The organism is Clostridium sp. CS001 (assembly GCF_020443565.1).
Classification (GTDB): domain Bacteria; phylum Bacillota; class Clostridia; order Clostridiales; family Clostridiaceae; genus Clostridium_AD.
In genome coordinates this window covers 107,626-129,123 of the sequence record NZ_JAIZZN010000010.1, presented here as the reverse complement: position 1 = coordinate 129,123, position 21,498 = coordinate 107,626, and the positions used below count along the sequence as shown (strand labels likewise).

Sequence of the window (21,498 nt, the reverse complement as noted above, 5' to 3'; positions counted from 1 at the left end):
GATAATTATAAATTAGGGATAAAAGTTGCAACTGTTATACCCTGTATTTTATCAGTAGGTGCTCTTTTTTTCAAAGTTCATTTTAATTCATAACAGGAATGCTCCTATATTTTATAATTTATAAAATGAACATAAAGCCACTATCCCTTAGGGTAGCAGTTTTATGCCTTAATATCTTAAACATTATCATTACTATTATGTCTTTTACACCATTTCTTGCAAAACTCTGCTTTTTTTCCACATGCAATCTTTTCAGATCCACAAGCTGGACAAATACGTTTGTCTTCCTCATAATTTATCTCATATACATTGCCACAATCAAAGCATTTGAATTTACAAAATGTTGCTCTATAGTTCCCACCACTTATCCTAATAGCATTTCCTTCTGTCAACGCAATAGCTGTTTTTTTTCTTGCACTATCTATAATATTTTGAAAAGTTTGCCTTGATATCTGCATTTTTTCTGCGCACTGCTCTTGATTTAATTCTTCAATATCCTTTAATCTCATTGCCTCAAGTTCTTCTACCTTTAAAACTATTTCTTCAATTTCACATTTAGGTTTTCCCCATGGTATAAAATAAGTATCCGTTGGGAAAAATTCTACTCTTCTAAATTTTATTGGTCTTGCCATCTTAATTTCTCCCTACATTTAATATATAATTCTACAAGAATGATATCAGAATTATATATCTATAATTTTTTTATTTATTTATAGATAGTCTATATTTAAACTTTGACTATCTCTATCAATTATACTATAATTCTTAAAATAAATATGCAGGGTTTTCTATGTAATAAAAAAATAGTAAGGTTAAAGTTAATACTAAATCAATTTTACCCCCTACTATTTTAACCTATTTCATATGTTTTAAATCACCGTTATTTTTCACTAACACTATTTCTGATAATATGCTTAAGGCTACTTCTTCTGGTGTTTCTCCACCAATTGCAATTCCTATTGGTGCATATACTTTTTTCAAACTTTCTTCATCTATATTTTGACTTAACAAGTTAGCCATTATAGATGAAATCTTCTTTTTGCTTCCAAGCACACCTACATATGCTGTATCCTTTGTTATTACTTCTTTTAATATCTCCTCATCAAATTTAGTTGAGCCACTTGCAATCACCACATAAGAATTTTTATCTAAATCATAATTTTTTATAGAATCTGAAATTTTCCCATATATTAATTCTGCTGCCTTTGGGAACCTTTCTTTTGTTAATAAATCTTCTCTATAATCAAAAATATGCACAGAAAACCCAACCAAGATAGCAAGTTTATAAAGACAATATGCCACATGACCCGCTCCAGCTATTATAAGTTTCTTTTGTGGCAAATAGGTTTTGATAAATATTCTAACCTTTCCTGAGTATATCTTTTCTCCATTATTGTCAGTATAGATGTCTACAGAAATTGTCTGGCTAGTTTCTTCTTTAATGCATTTTTGGGCTGCAGCTATAGTTGCAAATTCTACATTTCCGCCCCCTACACTACCGAAACTCTCTCCATCTTCTTTTATAACCATTGATGTCCCTACGCCTCTGGGTGTTGAACCTTCTTGCTCAATGATAAAAGCGTAACATACTCTTTTGCCTTCCATAAGTTGATTTTTTATAATATCAAGCAATTCTATTTCCATATTTCTCTCCTGTTTATAAACTTACAAAGTTTATACCATTTTTTGAATTCAACATCTCGAATTTCATATCATATACATCTAGTAGACTTTGCTGACATAATATTTCTTCAATTTTACCAGAATGTAGCACCTTTCCATCCTTAAGTAATACTGCTTCATTGCAATATCTCATGGCAAGATTAGGGTCATGAATAGAAAGCACTATTCCTATATTAAAATCCTTTGCTATATTTTTTATTTTATCTAATACATCATGTTGATTTCGAATATCTAAATTAGAAATAGGCTCGTCCATTAAAATAAATTTTGTGTTTTGCACTAACGCTCTAGCAATTAAAACCAGTTGCCTTTCCCCACCGCTAATTTCAGAATAACCCTTCTGTGCTAAATCTCCAATTCCAAGGCTTTCAAGAGATTTTTGTGCTAACTCATATTCAGTGGAAGAAGGCATATCAAATAAACCTAAATAAGGATTTCTCCCCATTACCACTAGCTCAATGACTTTAATTCCATAAACTGCTTCCTCATTTTGTGGAACATAAGCTATTAACCTAGATAAATCTTTATTGGAAATTTCATTAGAGTTCTTGCCTTCAATGGTAATAACTCCTCGCTTAAATTTAAGCAAGCCTAAAATTAGTTTTATTAAAGTAGTCTTCCCAGAGCCATTCCTGCCAAGCAATGCATACATGTTTCCTCTTTTGAATTCTAAATTAATATCCTCTAATATGGATTTATCATTATAACTAAAATATAAATTTTCTACTTTTATATCCATAGTATCTCCTAACTATACTGTTTTCTTAAATATTAATAAATAGCCTAAAATAGGCGCCCCTATGGCAGCGGTAAGTATGCCAACAGGTATTTCTGTAGTACTAATAGTCCTTGCAATATCATCAAACAAAATTAAAGTTGTGGCACCAATTAAACTGGTTATTAAATAAATATACTTATTTTTATATCCAAGAATTATCCTTGTAATATGAGGTACTATAAGTGCAATCCAACTAATTGTTCCAGCGATACTAACACAAAAACAAACTACAAAAGAAACTAAACATAAAATATAATTCCTAAATTTTGAAACCTCCATACCCATAGTTTTTGCCATATCATCATTAAGTGATAGCATTTTCAATTTAAATCTTAAGCTGTTTATAATAAAAATACTAGGAACAACAACAATACCTGCTCCAATAACATTTATCCAATTTGCTCTATATAAACCACCCATTGACCAAAACACAATGGATGGTAATTGCTGATAAGGGTCTGCCAAATATTTTATCATTGATAACAGTGCAGAAAAGAAAGCTGAAACAATAATACCTGCAAGCACCAAATACAGTATATTATTATCTTTTGAAGCCCTTTTTAACCCATAAACAATAACCACCGAAAGGATTCCAAAAATAAATGCTGATATTTGAACTATTCCTGGAAACTGCAAAGGCAATATAATTCCAAGAGCTGCACCAAAGCTTGCCCCTGAAGTAACCCCTAAAATATCAGGTGATGCAATAGGATTTTTAAATACTTGTTGAAAAACAAGTCCTGAAATAGATAACCCAGCTCCCACAAATGATGCAAGCAAAATTCGTGGAAGCCTTACTTTATATAGTATTAAAATACTTGGATCAGATATTGTTTCACCTTGAATAAGCTTTTGTAAATTCACAAATATATTCTTATACTCATCAATACTCATTTTGTATCTACCCAGAAATATTGATAATATAAATACTACAAGAAAAATTATAAAAAATAAAAATAATTTATGATATACTATTTTTTCTAAAAGTTTATTACTTTTTACTGCTTTCTCCACCTAATCATCTCCTACGGAGCTGCAATATTAATGACTTCAGAAGGAGGTTTGAACTTCCACTGAAGTTTTTATTTGTTAGGGCATATAACTACCACTTGTACAATTGGGAGGCTTTCCTTCTAAAATGTCATTAAAACTCCCCCTAGATCATCGAAGGATTTTCCAAAAAAATTACTGTAAAATTCATTTGTAATCACCTTCATGTCCAAATCCTTAAATTCCTCTGGATATAATGTTTTACTCATCCACAATATAGCTAATATACTACTAGGCTGAGGCATATCCCATGGTGTTATATTTGATGGTATTTGATAAACCTCTTTATCTTTTATAGCTCTTACCGTTTGAAGTTCTGCTTTTTCTAAAATTTGAGCTGGTTTTCCATCTTTGCAGTACATAACTGAAGTAATTACCTGAGGATTCCATGCAATTACTTGTTCTACAGAAACATCATTCCATCCACCTTTTAACTTAGCAGCAACGTCAATTCCACCAGCAGCCTCTATCATTTCATGTTGATAAAAATCTCCTGCACAGGTTGAAAGAATACCATTGGCACCAGCCAAGTATACTGTTTTTTTCTCTTTAACAGTAGTAAGTTTTTTAGTTACGTCTTCAATTTTTTCTTTATAATAGGATACCAATTTTTTTGCTTTTTCACTTTCCTCTATAGCATCTCCAACTTTAATAATATCAGCTTCAAGGGAAGCTATACTTTCAGGATTAATACTAATAACTTTTATGTTTTGATCAGCTAATTTTTTTAGTGTGTCATCAGATTCTTTAGTAGGATACATGATTACTATATCAGGTTTTAATGCTACTATTTGTTCAATATTTACACCATTTTTCTTTGAACCAACCTCCGTTAATTTACTGGCAAGGTTTTCATCAAGATTTACAATAAGAGGATCCTTTTTTGCTCCATCGCTTACACCAACTAATTTATCTTTTCCCCCTAATGCTAGTACAATATCTGTGGCAGGTTTATATGTTGTAATAACCCTAATACTTGATTTTGCTTTTACCTCTTCTTTTTTTACAGTTTCCTTTTGCGCACAGCCTGTAAAAATAAACATCATACATAGAGCTAAAATAGAACCTTTTTTTACAATTTTCATAATTAATCACTCCTCATTATATCTAGTTAACTAGACTATATTCCCAATATTTATTAATTTCTTCTACAATAGTCTCTCTATTTTCTAGAGTAACCCGGATGACTTTAACATCTTCTCTGCTAGCAACTGAATTTAGAAATTCATTTGTCTTTCCTTTTATTACCCCCAACACTTTATGAGGACTATCAAGAACTTTGTGTACTTGCTCCTTGAACTTTATAGCATCCTTTTCAAAAAAACCAAGCTCGTCCATTAGTACAATTGAATTTTGTATTTTTAAAGATTCACATAATATTTCAACGCCTTTTTTTTCAAATACTTCTGGAATTCCGTAACAAGATTTTCCTTTGCCAAATTCAGCGTTGAGACCAACCATATACTCTGTGATATTAGAAATCATAGGTTCTATCTGACTTTCTATATAGTATCCTTTTAATGATTCATTTTCATAAAATGGTTTTGTTTTAAAACCTGCCATACAATGAGATTTTGAAATATATTCTTCTAGAAACTTTAAAATAGCGGTGGATTTTCCAACTTGAATTTCTCCTGTTAAAAAAATGTTCTTAACACCCAATGTTTCACCCCCTTTACTTATGAAATCTTTGATGTCATAGCTTCAAAGAAGCTATTTAAATCGGTTATACTTTTAAATACATAACGATACTTATAATGGTACCTTTTATTGTAACTTATGTCAATATAGGTTACAACTCCAAATTAAATGCTATTTTCCTATTTAAATTTTTTATTGAATAACTCCCTTATGCACTCTCCTACTTCCCTTTCAAGTTCATCAAATTTTTCAATCAAACCTCTAACTTCTTTAGTCAGTACAGACCCACCGCCATCTTTACCACCAATTTGTTTTTCAAGTACTTTTATACCAAGTCCGTTTTCTAAATTCAAAATCATATTTAAGGCTTTTGTATATGAAAGATTCATGGAACTTGCTGCTTTTCTTATAGATCCTAACTCATCGATTTTTAGAAGTAGCATTCTAGGTCCTTTACCAAATACTTTTACATTGTCTTCTTTTAAGTAAATTCTCCAACTTACATCCATTGTTTCCCCACCTAATTATTAATAATTCTACCTCTGAAACTTTTATATCTATCTAAAAATTCACCTTTTTTATGTCCTTTAAATGCTCTAAAGTCCCTTTATTCTTAATAAGTAGTATCTCACTCATAATGCCCAGTGCAATTTCATTTGGCTCTTCTGAAGAAATATTGATTCCTATTGGTGCATATACCTTTTTAAGAGCGTCTCTTTGTATTCCTTCACTTATAAGACTATTCATAACAAATTCTGTCTTTTTCCTACTTCCAATCATTCCAATATATGAAGCATCAGACTGTGCAGTAACTTTAAGTGCATCAGCATCACATTTGTGACCTCTTGTTACGATTATAATGTAGGTATTCTTATCAACAGGATAGTTTGAAACTTTTTCACCTATGTTACCTACAATAATTTCATCTGCCCCGATAAATCTTTTTTCATTAGCAAATTCTTCTCTATCATCAAATATTACAGTGTAAAAATCTAATATCTTTGCTAGCTTAAATAGTTCAATGCCTACGTGTCCCGCCCCTATAATAAGTAGCTTTGCTCTAGGTTTAAATATCTTTACATATATAGTAGCTTTCCCTCCACATTGCATATGCAGATCACCCTCGTCAGTGAGTTCAAACTGGAATTCTTTATCTACTCCTTCCTTAATACACTCTATAGCTTTTGCAATTACTGCATATTCGATATTTCCTCCACCAATGCTACCCTCTATCGTTCCATCTTCCCAAACTGCCATAAGGGCTCCTTTTTTTCTTGGAGTCGAGCCTTTTATATCTGTAATAGTTAATAGTGCAGCCTTCTTTCCATTTGCTAAACTCTCATAAATTGCTTTTAAGATTTTCTCTTCCATGCTATTAGTCCTCCTTGCTTTGATTATTCCTAAGATAAAGTATTGCTTCTAATACTCCACCTGCAACACTTCTCGCTTTATCAGAAATGGTGTAGCAATTCACCCTTTCTGAAACCCTTGGATCAATATCTGCAATTTTAAAACCCGGGGTTACAGTGCTTCCACTTCGCAAAATCCCCCTTAATATTCCGGGTATTGTTGCCTTTACCTCTACATCCCCTACATAGGCAATAACTTCATCCTTTTTAACCATGGCACCAATATCAACTACATTGTCCATTATTCCTTGGCCAGGTGAATATATAACTCTTTCTTTAGCGAATCCCATTATATTTCCTGGAATTCCAGTGTTTTTTAATGCTTGCCCATTAAAAATCAATCTACCTAAGTTATGCCCTCTGCTGGTCTCTATGACAACGTCTACATCTTGGCCTGCTGTAAATCCAGGACCAAGTGCAATAGTTATATCCGCCATGTCCCTTGTTGTACCCATATTTTTCTTAGCAATGATGGCATCAACTACAATTTTAGGCTTTATCTCTTTAATATACTTGCCCTCTTCATCTATAATCACTGGAATCTTCTTATTACGGAAGGCTTTTTCTATTTCATTTAAAGAGCTTACATGTACAGCTGTAATTCCTTCTATCTCCACTTCTCTTTCATATATAGCTTCACTAAAAGAAACACTTCGCCTGATACAAGTAGGCTTTGCTACTTCTAAAACCAATACCTTAAATCCACTTCTATACAATTTTTGAATTGTACCCGATGCCAAATCTCCTCCACCACGCACAATTACAATATCATTAAACATGCTCATCCTTCTCCCCTAGTTTTAGGATATACTCATAATTTTCATTAGTGTCAACATCAAATAATTTTTCAGCATTCCACACTTCAACAAACCGAACTTTATCTAAGTTTTTATTTATTATTACCTTTCCACCAACATCTCCTTCTAAAAGCAAAAACTCTTCTTTGAAAATACATGGAAATGTCACAGGGCTACCCCTTTTGTCCTGAAACCTAGGAATAATTATACTATTTGAATTTTCCAAAAACTCATTACAGAGCTCTATTACTGTGACTACATCTAAAAAAGGCTGGTCTGCCATAAAAAACATAAACCCATCTGTCTCTTTTGCATTTCCTACTCCTAATTTAATAGACTCACTTATTCCTTTAACTGCATTTTCATTGATAATAACCTTTAATCCATATCTATTACCAATTTCTATTATTTCCTCTTCTCTTGCAACCAGAATAACCTCTGAAAAATCACACTGAAGAATGTTGTCTATAGTGTGCTCAATTAACGATTTGCCTCTATACTTTAATAGAAGTTTATTTTGTCTCATTCTCCGTGAATACCCTGATGCTAATATTATGGCACTTATCATTATTACATTACCTACCTATCAAAAATATGTGTTAGTTTTTAAGCTGCCAATAACCACCCTATGAACTATTTTATTATTACTTAGATTTATTTTACTAGCTAATGATTTAGCTAATACCAACTGCTCAGCTTCTTCTGCTTTATTGATGTATAATATTTTTTCCCCCTGAGCACTTTTAAACAGCCCTTGGGGATGCATAATTAACTTAGTTAAATGTTCAATTTTAACCACATCGCCCTGCCTGGCACCAGTTATTTCACAAAATATCTTACTTCTATGAACTTTATCCTCATTTACTAACATCCCAAGAGATTGTATATCTACAATTCCTACAGTTTTTGTAGTTTTGCAATAGACAACTGGCTCAAATTCATTCCAGCCTTTTAACTGTTTTTTCTTTGAGCCATCTGCTTCTATTAATATATAATCAAAATATGGTGCTAACTCTTCCAATTGTTTTTCACTTACTCCTAAAACTTTGTCTTCCTCATTTACTCCTGAACCCAATACATAAATTCCATTTTCCTTCATTGCCTTATACTTATCTATCATTTCACCATCAGTACATATAAAATCATAGCTATCCTTAGGCGGAAGATATATCTTAGTGGTTGTGGTTACCAATATCTTACTACTTAGTCTTAATTCATTTGCAAGTTTAAACATCATTGTGGTTTTTCCACCAGCACCTACAATAGAAATAATATCTTTTTTATCTAGTTCAATATAATCACTTAGGTTCATAATGCCCCCACTTATTTATTTTAGTTTATAGTTAAGCGTGGAATGCTCAACTATAAACTATCAACTTACTTCTTTCTACTATATGGAGTATTTACCATAGGAAGCTTTGTTCTAAATTCACCATCATAATTATAATAAGCACCAGCAACAGCAGGAGCAGTAGGTACAGAACAAATTTCTCCTATTCCCTTTGCGCCATATGCAAGTTTAGTATTTCCTCTACCTAAAATAACACACTCTATTTTTGGTACTTCTGTAGCTTTAAAGAGTCCCAGTGTTGCAAACTTAGCAGTTGGCACGCTACCCATAAGCGGGTAATCCTCTGTTAAAGCATACCCAAGGCTCATTACAACTCCACCTTCAATTTGCCCCTCAATATTTTTAGGATTTACCGCGGTGCCAACATCATGAACTGCAATAACTTTTTCAAGTTTACCTTCATCATTTAAGATAACAACCTGAGTTGCATATCCATAGGCTACATGACTTACTGGATTTTGCTTAATTGAATTCATTTTATCAGTTATGCCTTTGAATTCACCATAAAATTCTTGCCCGTCTAAATTCTCTAATGTTTGATAACTTAAGGCATCCTGAAGTTCTAAGGCTGCTTTCTTTGCTGCTTCACCTGTAAATAATGTTTGACGTGAAGCTGTTGTATTACCTGAGTCAGGACAGGTGGAGGTATCTGGTAATGTATATATAACTTTATCTTGTGATATATTTAGAGTTTCACAAACTATTTGAGTTAATATAGTTCCAAGACCTTGCCCAATGCAAGCTGCACTAGTATGGATATATATTTTACTATCCTTAATAATAAGCTTGCAACGTCCAACATCTGGGAGTCCAACCCCTAATCCACTATTTTTCATAGCACAAGCTATTCCTGCTTTAGGGTTTTGCTCACATATTTCTTTTACAGCGTCTAAAGTTTCCACAAGAGCTGTTGAAGAATCTGCAATTTGTCCATTTGGAAGCACCTGACCAGGCCTAATTGCATTTTTATATCTTATTTCCCAAGGAGTTAGCCCTACCATTTTTGCAAGCTGATTTAAATTACACTCTGCTCCAAAGCAACTTTGTGTTACTCCAAAGCCTCTAAAAGCGCCCGCTGGTGGATTATTGGTATATACTGCTTTTCCAACTATGTCTATATTTTGATAATTATATGGACCTGCTGCATGAGTACAAGCTCTTTGTAGCACCGGACCACCAAGGGAAGCATACGCCCCTGTATCTGCAATTATAATAGCTTTCATAGCTGTCAGATATCCATTTTCATCACAGGCTGTTGTAATTTCCATCTCCATAGCATGGCGTTTCGGATGTACCATTATACTTTCTTTGCGACTTAATGCAACCTTTACAGGCTTTTTACATAGAAAACTAAGAATCGCTGCATGGTGTTGAACTGTCATATCTTCTTTTCCACCAAATCCACCACCAACTATTTTACTTATAACTCTTACTTTGCTTTGATCTATTCCTAAAGCTTCTGCACATTCCTTACGTGTTTGATAAATTCCTTGGTCGGCACAATATATTATTATTCCATCCTCGCCATCTGGCACCGCAACTGCTGTTTCTGTTTCTAAAAAAGCATGCTCAGTAAATGGTGTACTATATTTATTTGTTACTACGTATTTTGAATCTTTAATAAGTTTATCTGCATTGCCAAACACTAAGGTTTCAGTTGCAAGTATATTTCCACTTGGATGTATCTCTGGAGCATCACCTTTCATTGCATCTTCTGGGCAAGTAATTGGTGATAATTCTTCAAACTCAATGTTAACTAAAGTTTTAGCTTTCTCCAGTATTTCCTCTGTTTGCGCCGCTATTAAAACTATAGCATCCCCAATGCAGTGAGTTGTTTTCCCTTCTGGTATTAATACATCCCAGTCTTTTTTAATATGACCAATTTTTTGATTTCCAGGAAGGTCATCTGCTGTAACTACTGCATAAACCCCTTGCAACTCTTTTGCCTTACTAATATCTATACTTTTAACTATTGCTCTTGGATATTTTGTTCTAACTGCACCACCATAAATCATACCTTCTATACGAATATCATCTACGTATTCTGCGGTGCCCAGAACCTTATCTGTAGCATCAATTCTATTTAATCTTTCTCCTACTAATCCTTTGCAAGTACATTTTGGAACTTCTGTGTTTTCTCTTAAAATCTTAGCAGATAGCTTTACAGCTTCTATTATTTTCACATATCCAGTACAACGACAGATATTATTCTTTAAAGCAACTTTTATTTGCTCCTCAGTTGGACTTTCAACCTTATCAATAAGACCCTTTGCACTTATAACCATACCCGGAGTACAAAAACCACATTGCACAGCTCCAGCTTCCATAAAAGCATACCCATATACATCCTTTTCCCTATCCGAAAGACCTTCAACGCTTATAATAGTTGTGCCTACTAGCTTACTTGTTTTTAACACACATGCTTTTTTTGCTACCCCATCAACTAAGACCATACATGTTCCACAGGCACCCTCAGAGCATCCATTCTTAACAGAGGTTAAATTAAGATCTTCTCTTAAAAAAGTAATTAACTTTTTATCTTCTAAGGCCTCCACTTTATTCCCATTTACAATAAAGTTAAACATCCTTGTCACCTCGTTTTATATATTTACCAAGGTTATACTTTATAATATTTCCGCCGCGCGCAACCTCAGTACCTCTTAAGAAAACATGTTTAGCACTTCCTATAGTTTCAAAACCTTCAAAGGGTGTATAATCTACATTTTGTTTTTGATTATCTTTAGATATAGTTCCTTTAAGAAGTCCATCCCAAATAACTATATCTGCGTCACTTCCAACTCGTAGCACTCCTTTTCTAGGATACATACCAAATAACTTTGCAACATTTTCACTAAGAAGACCACACATTTGCTCTTTAGTAATCATACCTTTCTCTACTCCATATGTGTACATAAGGGCCGGCCTATGCTCAACCCCTGGTATGCCATTAGGAATTTTACTAAAATCATTTATGCCATGATCCTTTTGACCTTTAAAATTAAAACTACAATGATCTGTTCCAATTATGTCTATATCTTCATCTTTCAAAGCTTGCCATAAGCTTTGTATATCTTGATCTTTTCTTAAAGGTGGTGATAAAACATACTTTGCACTTTCAAAGTCTTCTAATAAGTACTTACTATCATCTAAAAGCAAATACTGAGGGCATGTTTCTAAGTATACTTCTTGCCCTGTTTCCATTGCTTTTAATGCCACTTCTAAGCCTTCCTTTGTACTTAAATGAACAATATATATAGGTGCTTTAGCTAGCTTTGCAATATCTATATATCTTGACACTGCTTCTGCTTCAACCATATTAGGTCTTGACAATGGATGAGCTGCTGGAGTAGTATTACCCTCCTTAAGCTGCTCTTTTATCATTGTATTTACAAGATCTCCATTTTCACAGTGTACCCCAAGTATTGAATTATACTTTTTTAAAGCCTTTAAAATATCATATATCTCCCCATCATTAAGGCGTAAACTATCATAAGCCATATACGCCTTATATGAGGTTATTCCTTGATCCTTCATTACCTTAAGTTCATTTTTAATGTCTTCATTCCACTCTGTTATAGCCATATGAAAACCATAATCACAACTTGAAACATCAGCAGCTAACTTGTGCCAGTTATTTAGCGCTTCACTTAAAGTTTCACCTTTGTTTTGGGTTGCAAAATCTAAAATTGTTGTAGTTCCACCCACTATGGCTGCAGCAGTACCTGTTTTAAAATTATCTGCAGTTCTAGTGTATCCCGTGTCTAAATCAAGGTGGGTATGAGAATCAATAAATCCCGGGAACAATAAACACCCAGTTGCATCTATAATTTCAGCTTTATCATCTTCTAAGTTTTCACCAATTTCGGAAATCACTTCACCCTGAATTTTAATGTCAGAAATATAGCTTCTTCTGGGAGTTACAATAGTTCCCCCTTTTATAATAATTGACATTTAACTTCACCCCATCAATTTTAAATCATATAACCATAGTCAGTAATTACCGCCCAAATCATATTTTCAATGTCTTTAGGTATTAATGTATCATTGTCTTTAAGCTTGCATTCTAAAACTTTGCCTTCTAACCTAACTCTTACAATGTTTTCATCTTTATTAATTAATACAAATCCAAAGTTTTCACTATCTTCAAATCCTTCTTCTGTAGCAAACAGTGTAAACTTTTCCTTATATGGCGCACTGCTATATGGACAGAAAGTCTCGCAGTTTCCACACTCATTACACATCTTATCAACGTGAACTATTTGTTGCATTTCATTTCCTTTTACTTTTATTGAAATATTTGCACGGTTAGGACATACATCCACGCATGCTTCACATACTGTTGAGCATTGAAGACATCTTTCACATTCTTTTTCACCACTAGCAACCATTTTAAGTATTCCTCTTTTGGCTATTATTTCTTTAATGTCCTTACTTCCAACTTGTAAATTCAATGTGAGAGCGCAATTCTTTTCTTCTTTTACTACTGCCCTTGCAAATTTAGTTGCATCTGCAATTCCTTGAACTACTGTAGCAGGACCATGTAATCCATCTCCAGCCACGTAAACTTTTTCAACATTTGTTTCTAATGTTAATTCATCTACCATTGCTTCGCCTTTTTTGTTTATCTTAATATTATTTTCATTAAATATCCTAACATCAATTTTTTCACCCACTGCTGATACAATGGTATCTGCAGGTAGTTCTACCATCTCACCACTTGAAATTGGCTTTCTTCTTCCACTTTCATCCGGCTCACCTAGTTTCATAACCTCACAGGTAAGAACTCCACCATTAATTTTTACTGGTGATAATAATTCCTTGAATTCTACTCCATCTTCAATAGCAAGTATTAATTCTTCTTCATCTGCCGGCATATATTTTTTAGTTCTACGATACACTAAGTATACATGTTCTACACCAACTGTCCTTTTAGCCGCTCTTGCTGCATCCATTGCAGTGTTACCACCACCAATTACCACAACATTTTTCCCAAGCTTTAATGATGGGTCTTCACTTCTTAATCTTTCTAAGAAATTGATTACATTAATAACATTTCCACCTTCAAGTTCTAACTTGCCTGGCTCCCATGCTCCTATTGCAAGCAATATATATTTATATCCTTCTTCTTTTAACTTAGCCACAGAGTTCTGCTCTGAATTTAACTTAATTTCAACTCCCATACTACGGATAAGTTCAACATCCTTATCAACAGTATCTCCTGATATTCTAAACTCTGGAACAACATGTTTCACTATTCCACCTAATGCGTTTCTTTTTTCAAAAATTGTTACCTTCATTCCTTCTCTTGCAAGGAAATATGCTGCAGAAAGACCCGTAGCCCCACCACCAATTATTGCTACTCGAACATTGCTTTTCTCAGTTTCTTTAAGTTCTTTCATTAAATTTTCGTAGGCATTTTCTGCTGCTTGTAGCTTAATTCCTCTTATGTCAACTGGTTCATCACAGTAATTTCTAGCACATTTATTCATACAAGCATGGTTGCATATTGTCCCTGTAATAAATGGAAGTGGGTTTTTTTCTACTATTACCTTTAAAGCTTCAAGATGTTTGCCTTGATCCACAAAGCTTATATATTCTGGAATATCTTGACCAATAGGGCATCCAGATTCACATGCTGCAGCAAAACAATCAGCTAATGGCACCTTTGCATTTATCTTGCGATTAGGAATTGGTTTTAGTGCCTTTATATGATGAATATCTTTTACTGACTTAGCTTTTAACTTCATTAATTTTTCATTATCTATTACATATTTATCATTATATTCTACGCTACTTAGTTTCTGCGCAATTTGCACACATCTTTGATATCCACCTATTTTTAAAAGTGTTGTTGCTATTGTTATTGGCCATATTCCTGTTTCAAATATATCCTTTATATTAAAAGCATCTGCGCCTCCCGAATAAGATACTTTAAGTTTTCCATTAAATTCTTTTGAAAGTAATGTAGCCAGTGCTAAGGAAAGAGGATATAGAGCTTTTCCTGACATGTACATCTCTTCTCCAGGTAATTCAGCATTTTTAATCTGGACTGGGAAGGTATTTGTTAATTTAACCCCAAAAGACAGTCCCTTATCACTTGCTAATGTTTGTAGATGTTTAAACATAACAATAGCATCAGCAAATTGTAAGTCATCATTGAAGTGATGCTCATCAAAAGAAATATACTCATATCCCATACTATCTAGAGTTTTTCTTGCAAACTCATAGCCCAGTAATGTAGGATTACACTTTACATACGTATTTAATCCTTTTTCATTTATTAAATACTCTGAAATACGCTGAATTTCTTTTGGTGGACAACCATGTAACGTTGATAACGTTATTGATGTACATATCTTAGGTGATATAGCCTTAACATATTCACTATCTACATTTTGAAATTTTTCTATATTCTCTAATAGAAACTCACTACATTCTTTCCAAATACTAGTTCCACTTGCATCTTTGAGACCCATAATGAAATCATCTATTTTAGGTGAAGAAATCCCCTTAAAATCGTAACCTACGCTCATATTAAATATGAAACCATTAGGGCTTCCAAGACCTAACTCCTTTGATAACAGTTTTAAAACAAACCAAGCCTTAACATATTCCTCATAACCCTCCTGAACTCTAAGTTCTGTTGACCACTCTACGTTATAGCCTTCATCATCTGCTTTTATGCATGGTTTTGATACAGGTAAATCTTCTCCATCAAGAGTTTGTACCGTTTTCAATTCGAAGAATCTACATCCAGAAACATATGATGCAATTATGTTTTGTGCTAGTTGCGTAGCCGGTCCCGCTGCTGGTCCAAAAGGAGTTTCTAACTTTTCCCCAAATATTTCAAGTATCTTACTGTCTTGTTTTTTAAAGAACTTACTTACTCCAAATATCTTGCCAAACTTTTTATTTTCAACCATTACCCACTCTACTAATTCTTTAAATGGAATAGGTGTCATTCTGTCTCCCATAACTTATTCCTCCTATTAAAATTTAGTTTTTACCTATTATATATAAACTTTAACTATTAATTCTATTCCACAATCTGCTTGATGCTTCTCTTGATTTCCCCATAATCTCTTCGGTGTCAACACCAATTATTACGCGGTCTTTCATAAGCACCTTACCATTTATCATTGTAGTTGTTACACATCTTCCATTTACTCCAAATAAAATATGTGAGTTTACATTACTTCCGCTTATTGGCGTTAATGGATCGTATTCCGCTACTATAATGTCTGCATAAGCTCCCTTTTGTATAACACCAACTAGTTTTTCAAAAAATCTATTAGCAATCTTTGCATTGTTATCAAAAAGCATTAACGGTACTTCACCCCATGCAACCGTTGGATTACAGTTATGATGTTTGTGCAAGATATTTGCAACTTTCATAGATTCAAACATGTCACTTGTATACCCGTCAGTTCCAAGTCCTAAAGTTAATCCCTTTTTCATAAACTCAAGTATAGGCGTACATCCCACTGCATTTCCCATATTAGATTCTGGGTTATGTACTACCATGGTATCAGTGGCCTTTACTATATCCATCTCACCACCATTAATGTGTATACAATGAACAGCGATGGTTTTGCTACCCAAGATGTCTTGATCAAACAAACGATTTACTATTCTTTTATTATATTTTTCAAGTGAATCGTATACATCCTCTATACCTTCTGCTGTATGCACATGGTAACCTGCATCATAAGGCATGTTTTCAGCGCAATAATTAAGTGTTTTATCACTTAAGGTAAAGGATGCGTGAAGTCCCATCATACCCTTTTGCATATCAGAGGAATCATTTTTCGCCACTTTCATAAATTCAACATTTTCTTTTACAGCTTGTCTCATTTTTTCCTCACCATCTCTATCAGAAACTTCATAACATAAAGATGTCCGTATTCCAAGTTCTTTAGATACATCAGATATTTGAAATAAGCTTCCTTCAATATCGCCATAACTTGCATGGTGATCAAAAACAGTGGTAACTCCATTTCTTATGCAATCCAAATAGGTTGTATAAGCGCTATACCTTGTATCTTCTAATGTTAATAATCTATCTATCTTCCACCACATTCCAGAAAGTATATCTCCAAAGTTTTTAGGATTATGTCCATTAATAGAAAGACCACGAGCAAAGGCACTATATATATGATGATGAGTATTTATCATTCCCGGCATAATCAAACCTTTTTTAGCGTCTATAAACTCTGCAGTACTATACTTTTCCTTCATTTGCTCCGTAGTTCCAAGGTCAAGGATAACATTGCCATCAATACATACACAACCATCTTCCATAAATGTATTACTACTATCTCTAGTCACTAATCTTCCATTACCTATTAATATCATAATATTCCTCCTGAAATTTATTTTATCTTTAAAACAACCTAGAAAAATATTTAATTTATAAATTGATTGACTATTGCCATTATTTTTATTATTCTAAATTTAGTTTATCTTATTTTCCTATTTTAGTCAATTTCTTTTAAAAAATTTTTGTAGTTTTAAAAAAACATTTTAATTCTTGTTGATTTTAGAAATATATGTTGATATACTGAATTTATACAGTATTTACAAAATTCATTTATTCTTCATTTTTATTATTTGAATAGATGAATCTTCAAAAAATTATATAAAACAGACTAATTAGCAACTAAAGATTAAAAGAATAAGCTACGTAATAATACTATAAAATTAATAACAATGTAGCTTAATAAACTAGGAGGCCCTATTATGAACAAAATCAAATGGGTATCAAATACATTGCCCAAAACTGATAACAAAATGATAAATATAATGTCCCCTGAAAAAGTGGCTAAGGCTACTACTTTTCATAAGAGTTTTCCAGAGTATACACAAACACCCTTAGTTAAATTAGATAAAATGGCTAAATTCTTAGGACTTAAAAATATATTTACGAAAGATGAGTCCTTTAGATTTGGATTAAATGCTTTTAAAGTATTAGGTGGTTCTTTTGCTATCGCTTGCTATATAGCAAAAAAACTAGGAAAAGATGTGTCTGAACTCCCATACGATGTCCTTACATCAGAAGAACTTCTTAAAGAATTTGGTCAGACAACCTTTTTTACAGCAACAGATGGTAATCATGGGCGTGGTCTTGCCTGGGCTGCTAATAAACTAAATCAAAAATGCGTTGTTTTTATGCCAAAGGGTTCATCCAAAATCAGACTTAAAAACATTCAAAAGGAAGGTGCTACTGCTACTATAGAGGAAGTAAATTATGATGAATGTGTCCGCACTGCAATAGCCACATCAGCTGAAGTTCCAAATTCTGTGGTTATTCAAGACACCGCTTGGGAAGGTTATGAAGAAATCCCTACTTGGATTATGCAAGGTTATGGAACAATGGCAATGGAAGCTAATGATCAATTACATGCTACAGGCTGTGATAGACCAACACATATCTTTGTACAAGCTGGTGTTGGATCTCTTGCTGGTGCTGTTCAAGGATACTTTTCAAACATTTATCCTGATAATCCCCCAACTGTGGTTGTGGTGGAACCAAATATGGCAAATTGTTTATTCCGCTCAGCTAAAGCTGATGATGGAGAAATAAGAATTGTAAGTGATAATATGCAAACTATCATGGCAGGTCTTGCCTGCGGTGAGCCAAATACTATAGCATGGGATATTTTAAAAAACAACAGCTCTTTCTTTATATCTTGCCCAGACTTTATTTCTGCTAAAGGTATGAGAGTATATAATGCGCCTCTTAATGGAGATCCTAGTATCATTTCTGGTGAATCTGGCGCTGTAACCATGGGTATTCTTTTTGAAATTATGAAAAATAAAGAATTAATAGATTTAAAAGAAGCTTTAAATCTTAATGAGAACTCAAGAGTTCTATTGTTCTCAACAGAAGGAAATACTGATCCCGATGTTTATCGTGAAATTGTTTGGAATGGTGATTATTCATCATTGTAATATATCAATTTAAAATGAAAACTTTATATTTATTATAGGAGGAGTGTAATATGGATTTTAATGCTATCAAACTAAAATCAGAGGGTTATGAAGTTCAAATGACAAAATTCTTACGTGATTTAATTGCTATCCCCGGTGAAAGTTGCAAAGAAGAAGGTGTTGTTAAAAGAATAGAACAAGAAATGATATCACTTGGTTTTGACAAAGTAGAAATTGATCCACAGGGAAATATTTTAGGTTATATTGGAACTGGTAAAACTCTTATAGCTTATGATGCTCATATTGACACTGTTGGTCTTGGGGAGCTTAGCAACTGGACCTTCGATCCATATATAGGTTATGAAAATGAAGTAGAAATTGGAGGACGTGGTACATCTGATCAACTTGGTGGTATAGTTTCTTCTGTATACGGAGCTAAAATAATGAAGGATCTTGACATGTTAAGCGATGACTACACAGTTCTCGTAGTGGGATCAGTACAAGAAGAAGATTGTGATGGAAACTGTTGGTTACACATCATAGAACAGGACAAAATCAAACCTGAATTTGTTGTAAGCACAGAGCCAACTGATAGCGGTATCTACAGAGGACATAGAGGACGTATGGAAATCCGCGTTGATGTTAAGGGTGTTTCATGCCACGGTTCAGCTCCAGAGCGAGGAGATAACGCAATATACAAAATGGCTGAAATATTAATGGATATCAAAAACCTTAACACAAACGATGCTGAAGATTCTACAGAAATCAAAGGTCTCGTAAAAATGTTAGATGAAAAATACAACCCTAATTTCAAAGAAGCGCAGTTCCTCGGACGTGGCACTATAACTACATCTGAAATATTCTTTACTTCACCAAGCCGTTGCGCTGTAGCTGACTCTTGCGCAGTTTCCTTAGACCGTCGCATGACTTCTGGAGAAACTTGGGAGAGTTGCTTAGAAGAAATTCGCCAGCTTCCTGCTGCTAAGAAGTACAATGCAGAAGTTACTATGTACAAATATGAAAAACCAAGTTGGACTGGACTTTCATACCCTCAGGATTGCTACTTCCCTACATGGGTTATTCCTGAAGATCATGCTGTTGTTAAGGCAATGGAAGCATCCTACAAAGGAATGTTCGGAACAACAAGAAGCGGTGCTACTAATACTGATGCAATGAGAAAAGCTCGTCCACTTACTGATAAATGGACATTCTCAACAAATGGTGTTGCTATAATGGGCCGTCATGGAATACCATGCATAGGATTCGGACCTGGTGCAGAATCTCAGGCTCATGCTCCAAATGAAATAACTTGGAAAGAAGACTTAGTTAAATGTGCTGCAGTATATGCTGCCCTTCCAACAATCTATTGCAATAATAAAAAATAATAAATATAAAGGGGAGTTCTAAAATGGCTTTAATGGATAAATATATAGAAAAACTTTACTCTCTAGATTTTAAAAACATGTATAACAACGATTTTTTACTCACTTGGGAAAAATCTGCGGATGAACTGGAAGCATTGTTTACTGTTGCAGAAGCTCTTAAAGAGTTAAGACAAAATAATATATCCTCAAAGATTTTTGATAGTGGTCTTGGAATTTCACTATTCCGCGACAATTCAACTCGTACAAGATTTAGTTTTGCTTCTGCTTGTAATCTCCTTGGACTTGAAGTTCAAGATCTTGATGAAGGAAAATCTCAAATTGCTCATGGTGAAACTGTACGCGAAACTGCTAACATGGTTTCTTTCATGGCAGATATAATAGGTATCCGTGATGATATGTATATTGGAAAAGGTAATACTTATATGAGAGAAGTATCCAAAGCTGTACAAGAAGGAAATCTTGAAGGTACTTTAGAACAACGCCCTACACTTGTAAACCTACAATGCGATATAGACCACCCTACTCAATGCACAGCTGATGCTCTTCATCTTATCAGCGAATTTGGTGGAATTGAAAACTTAAAAGGTAAAAAAATCGCTATGTCTTGGGCATATTCACCATCATACGGTAAGCCACTTTCAGTTCCTCAAGGTATAATCGGACTTTTAACTCGTTTCGGAATGAATGTTGTTCTTGCTCATCCTGAAGGATATGAGGTTATGAGTGAAGTTGAAGAAATTGCAATAAAAAATGCTGCTGCTTCAGGTGGTTCCTTTACAAAAACAAACTCTATGGCAGAAGCATTCAAAGATGCTGACATAGTTTATCCTAAGAGCTGGGCTCCTTTTGTTGCTATGGAAAAACGTACAGATTTATATGCACAAGGTGATGATGCTGGTATTAAGGCACTTGAAAAAGAGCTTCTTGCACATAACGCTGAGCATATGGATTGGCAGTGTACTGAGGAACTTATGAAAACAACAAAAGATGGAAAAGCGCTCTATATGCACTGCTTGCCAGCTGATATATCAGGAGTTAGTTGTGAAGTTGGAGAAGTTGACGCATCTGTGTTTGATCGTTACCGTAAACCACTTTATAAACAAGCTTCTTATAAGCCTTATGCGATAGCTTCTATGATCTTCTTAAGCAAAATTAAAAACCCTCAGGGAGTTTTATCTATGCTTGAAAGCAATGGCAAGGCACGTAAGGTAAAATAGTGCCACCCACGTGGCAAGTGGCAAGAGTTAGTCTTCAAATAGTTTACATTCAAAGTTTGTAACTTGAATTTGTTTTATTATGACTTCATAAAGTCTTACTTGCAGATATTACCAAGTTATATGCAACTTTAATAGACCTTCGGTCATTTTGACTGAATGCCTTGTTGAAGTTGCATTTTATAACAGTATAATTGTTACTTTATCTTTAATTATAATGCTCTTTTCTTGTTCATTGGATTTTTATTAGCCCGCAATGT

Annotated in this window: 18 protein-coding genes; 3 read left to right on the top strand and 15 right to left on the bottom strand. The window is 33.8% G+C overall.

Annotation, left to right across the window (positions count from 1 at the left end):
• Window positions 1–176: 176 nt before the first annotated feature.
• From LGK97_RS09270 to ssnA, 15 genes are all read right to left on the bottom strand, one after another.
• Complete coding sequence (locus tag LGK97_RS09270) at window positions 177–632, bottom strand: DUF134 domain-containing protein (RefSeq protein ID WP_226259479.1); 456 nt, start codon at window positions 630–632, stop codon at window positions 177–179.
• 223 nt (window positions 633–855) lie between these two features.
• A complete protein-coding gene (locus LGK97_RS09265) occupies window positions 856–1,644 on the bottom strand; it encodes an XdhC family protein (RefSeq protein WP_226259478.1) in 789 nt (262 codons plus the stop codon).
• Window positions 1,645–1,657: 13 nt separating this feature from the next.
• Window positions 1,658–2,422, bottom strand: coding sequence for an ABC transporter ATP-binding protein (locus LGK97_RS09260; protein WP_226259477.1), 765 nt, complete (start codon window positions 2,420–2,422; stop codon window positions 1,658–1,660).
• A 12-nt stretch (window positions 2,423–2,434) separates the two neighbouring features.
• On the bottom strand, window positions 2,435–3,475 hold the full coding sequence (locus LGK97_RS09255; protein WP_226259476.1) for a FecCD family ABC transporter permease: 1,041 nt from the start codon (window positions 3,473–3,475) through the stop codon (window positions 2,435–2,437).
• Between the two features lie 119 nt (window positions 3,476–3,594).
• On the bottom strand, window positions 3,595–4,596 hold the full coding sequence (locus LGK97_RS09250) for an ABC transporter substrate-binding protein (RefSeq protein WP_226259475.1): 1,002 nt from the start codon (window positions 4,594–4,596) through the stop codon (window positions 3,595–3,597).
• Between the two features lie 22 nt (window positions 4,597–4,618).
• Window positions 4,619–5,173, bottom strand: coding sequence for a nucleoside-triphosphatase (locus LGK97_RS09245; protein WP_226259474.1), 555 nt, complete (start codon window positions 5,171–5,173; stop codon window positions 4,619–4,621).
• Window positions 5,174–5,331: 158 nt separating this feature from the next.
• Complete coding sequence (locus LGK97_RS09240) at window positions 5,332–5,661, bottom strand: winged helix-turn-helix domain-containing protein (RefSeq protein ID WP_226259473.1); 330 nt, start codon at window positions 5,659–5,661, stop codon at window positions 5,332–5,334.
• A gap of 52 nt (window positions 5,662–5,713) precedes the next feature.
• A complete protein-coding gene (locus LGK97_RS09235) occupies window positions 5,714–6,523 on the bottom strand; it encodes an XdhC family protein (protein WP_226259472.1) in 810 nt (269 codons plus the stop codon).
• Window positions 6,524–6,527: 4 nt separating this feature from the next.
• Entirely contained in the window at window positions 6,528–7,340 is an 813-nt protein-coding gene (yqeB, locus tag LGK97_RS09230; protein ID WP_226259471.1) for a selenium-dependent molybdenum cofactor biosynthesis protein YqeB, read from the bottom strand.
• Window positions 7,333–7,926: a molybdenum cofactor cytidylyltransferase gene (gene mocA, locus LGK97_RS09225; RefSeq protein WP_226259470.1), complete on the bottom strand. Its 594-nt coding sequence runs from the start codon at window positions 7,924–7,926 to the stop codon at window positions 7,333–7,335. The genes yqeB and mocA overlap by 8 nt, the downstream gene beginning before the upstream one ends.
• An 18-nt stretch (window positions 7,927–7,944) precedes the next feature.
• On the bottom strand, window positions 7,945–8,670 hold the full coding sequence (gene yqeC, locus LGK97_RS09220) for a selenium cofactor biosynthesis protein YqeC (protein ID WP_226259469.1): 726 nt from the start codon (window positions 8,668–8,670) through the stop codon (window positions 7,945–7,947).
• Window positions 8,671–8,735: 65 nt separating this feature from the next.
• A complete protein-coding gene (gene xdh / locus LGK97_RS09215; protein ID WP_226259468.1) occupies window positions 8,736–11,294 on the bottom strand; it encodes a selenium-dependent xanthine dehydrogenase in 2,559 nt (852 codons plus the stop codon).
• Window positions 11,287–12,660, bottom strand: coding sequence for a dihydropyrimidinase (gene hydA, locus LGK97_RS09210; RefSeq protein ID WP_226259467.1), 1,374 nt, complete (start codon window positions 12,658–12,660; stop codon window positions 11,287–11,289). The genes xdh and hydA overlap by 8 nt, the downstream gene beginning before the upstream one ends.
• Window positions 12,661–12,680: 20 nt before the next feature.
• Window positions 12,681–15,683, bottom strand: a complete 3,003-nt coding sequence (ygfK, locus tag LGK97_RS09205) for a putative selenate reductase subunit YgfK (RefSeq protein ID WP_226259466.1) — start codon at window positions 15,681–15,683, stop codon at window positions 12,681–12,683.
• 49 nt (window positions 15,684–15,732) lie between these two features.
• Window positions 15,733–17,064, bottom strand: a complete 1,332-nt coding sequence (gene ssnA, locus LGK97_RS09200) for a putative aminohydrolase SsnA (RefSeq protein ID WP_226259465.1) — start codon at window positions 17,062–17,064, stop codon at window positions 15,733–15,735.
• A 384-nt stretch (window positions 17,065–17,448) separates the two neighbouring features.
• Here ssnA and dpaL point away from each other — a divergent pair, with 384 nt between their 5' ends.
• The 3 genes from dpaL to ygeW are packed head-to-tail and all read left to right on the top strand — an operon-like array spanning window position 17,449 to window position 21,241.
• The gene (gene dpaL / locus LGK97_RS09195; protein WP_226259464.1) at window positions 17,449–18,660 is read left to right on the top strand and encodes a diaminopropionate ammonia-lyase; all 1,212 of its coding nucleotides are present in this window, start codon (window positions 17,449–17,451) and stop codon (window positions 18,658–18,660) included.
• A 50-nt stretch (window positions 18,661–18,710) separates the two neighbouring features.
• Entirely contained in the window at window positions 18,711–20,024 is a 1,314-nt protein-coding gene (locus LGK97_RS09190; protein WP_226259463.1) for a YgeY family selenium metabolism-linked hydrolase, read from the top strand.
• 23 nt (window positions 20,025–20,047) lie between these two features.
• Window positions 20,048–21,241, top strand: coding sequence for a knotted carbamoyltransferase YgeW (ygeW, locus tag LGK97_RS09185; protein ID WP_226259462.1), 1,194 nt, complete (start codon window positions 20,048–20,050; stop codon window positions 21,239–21,241).
• The last annotated feature ends 257 nt before the right edge of the window (window positions 21,242–21,498 follow it).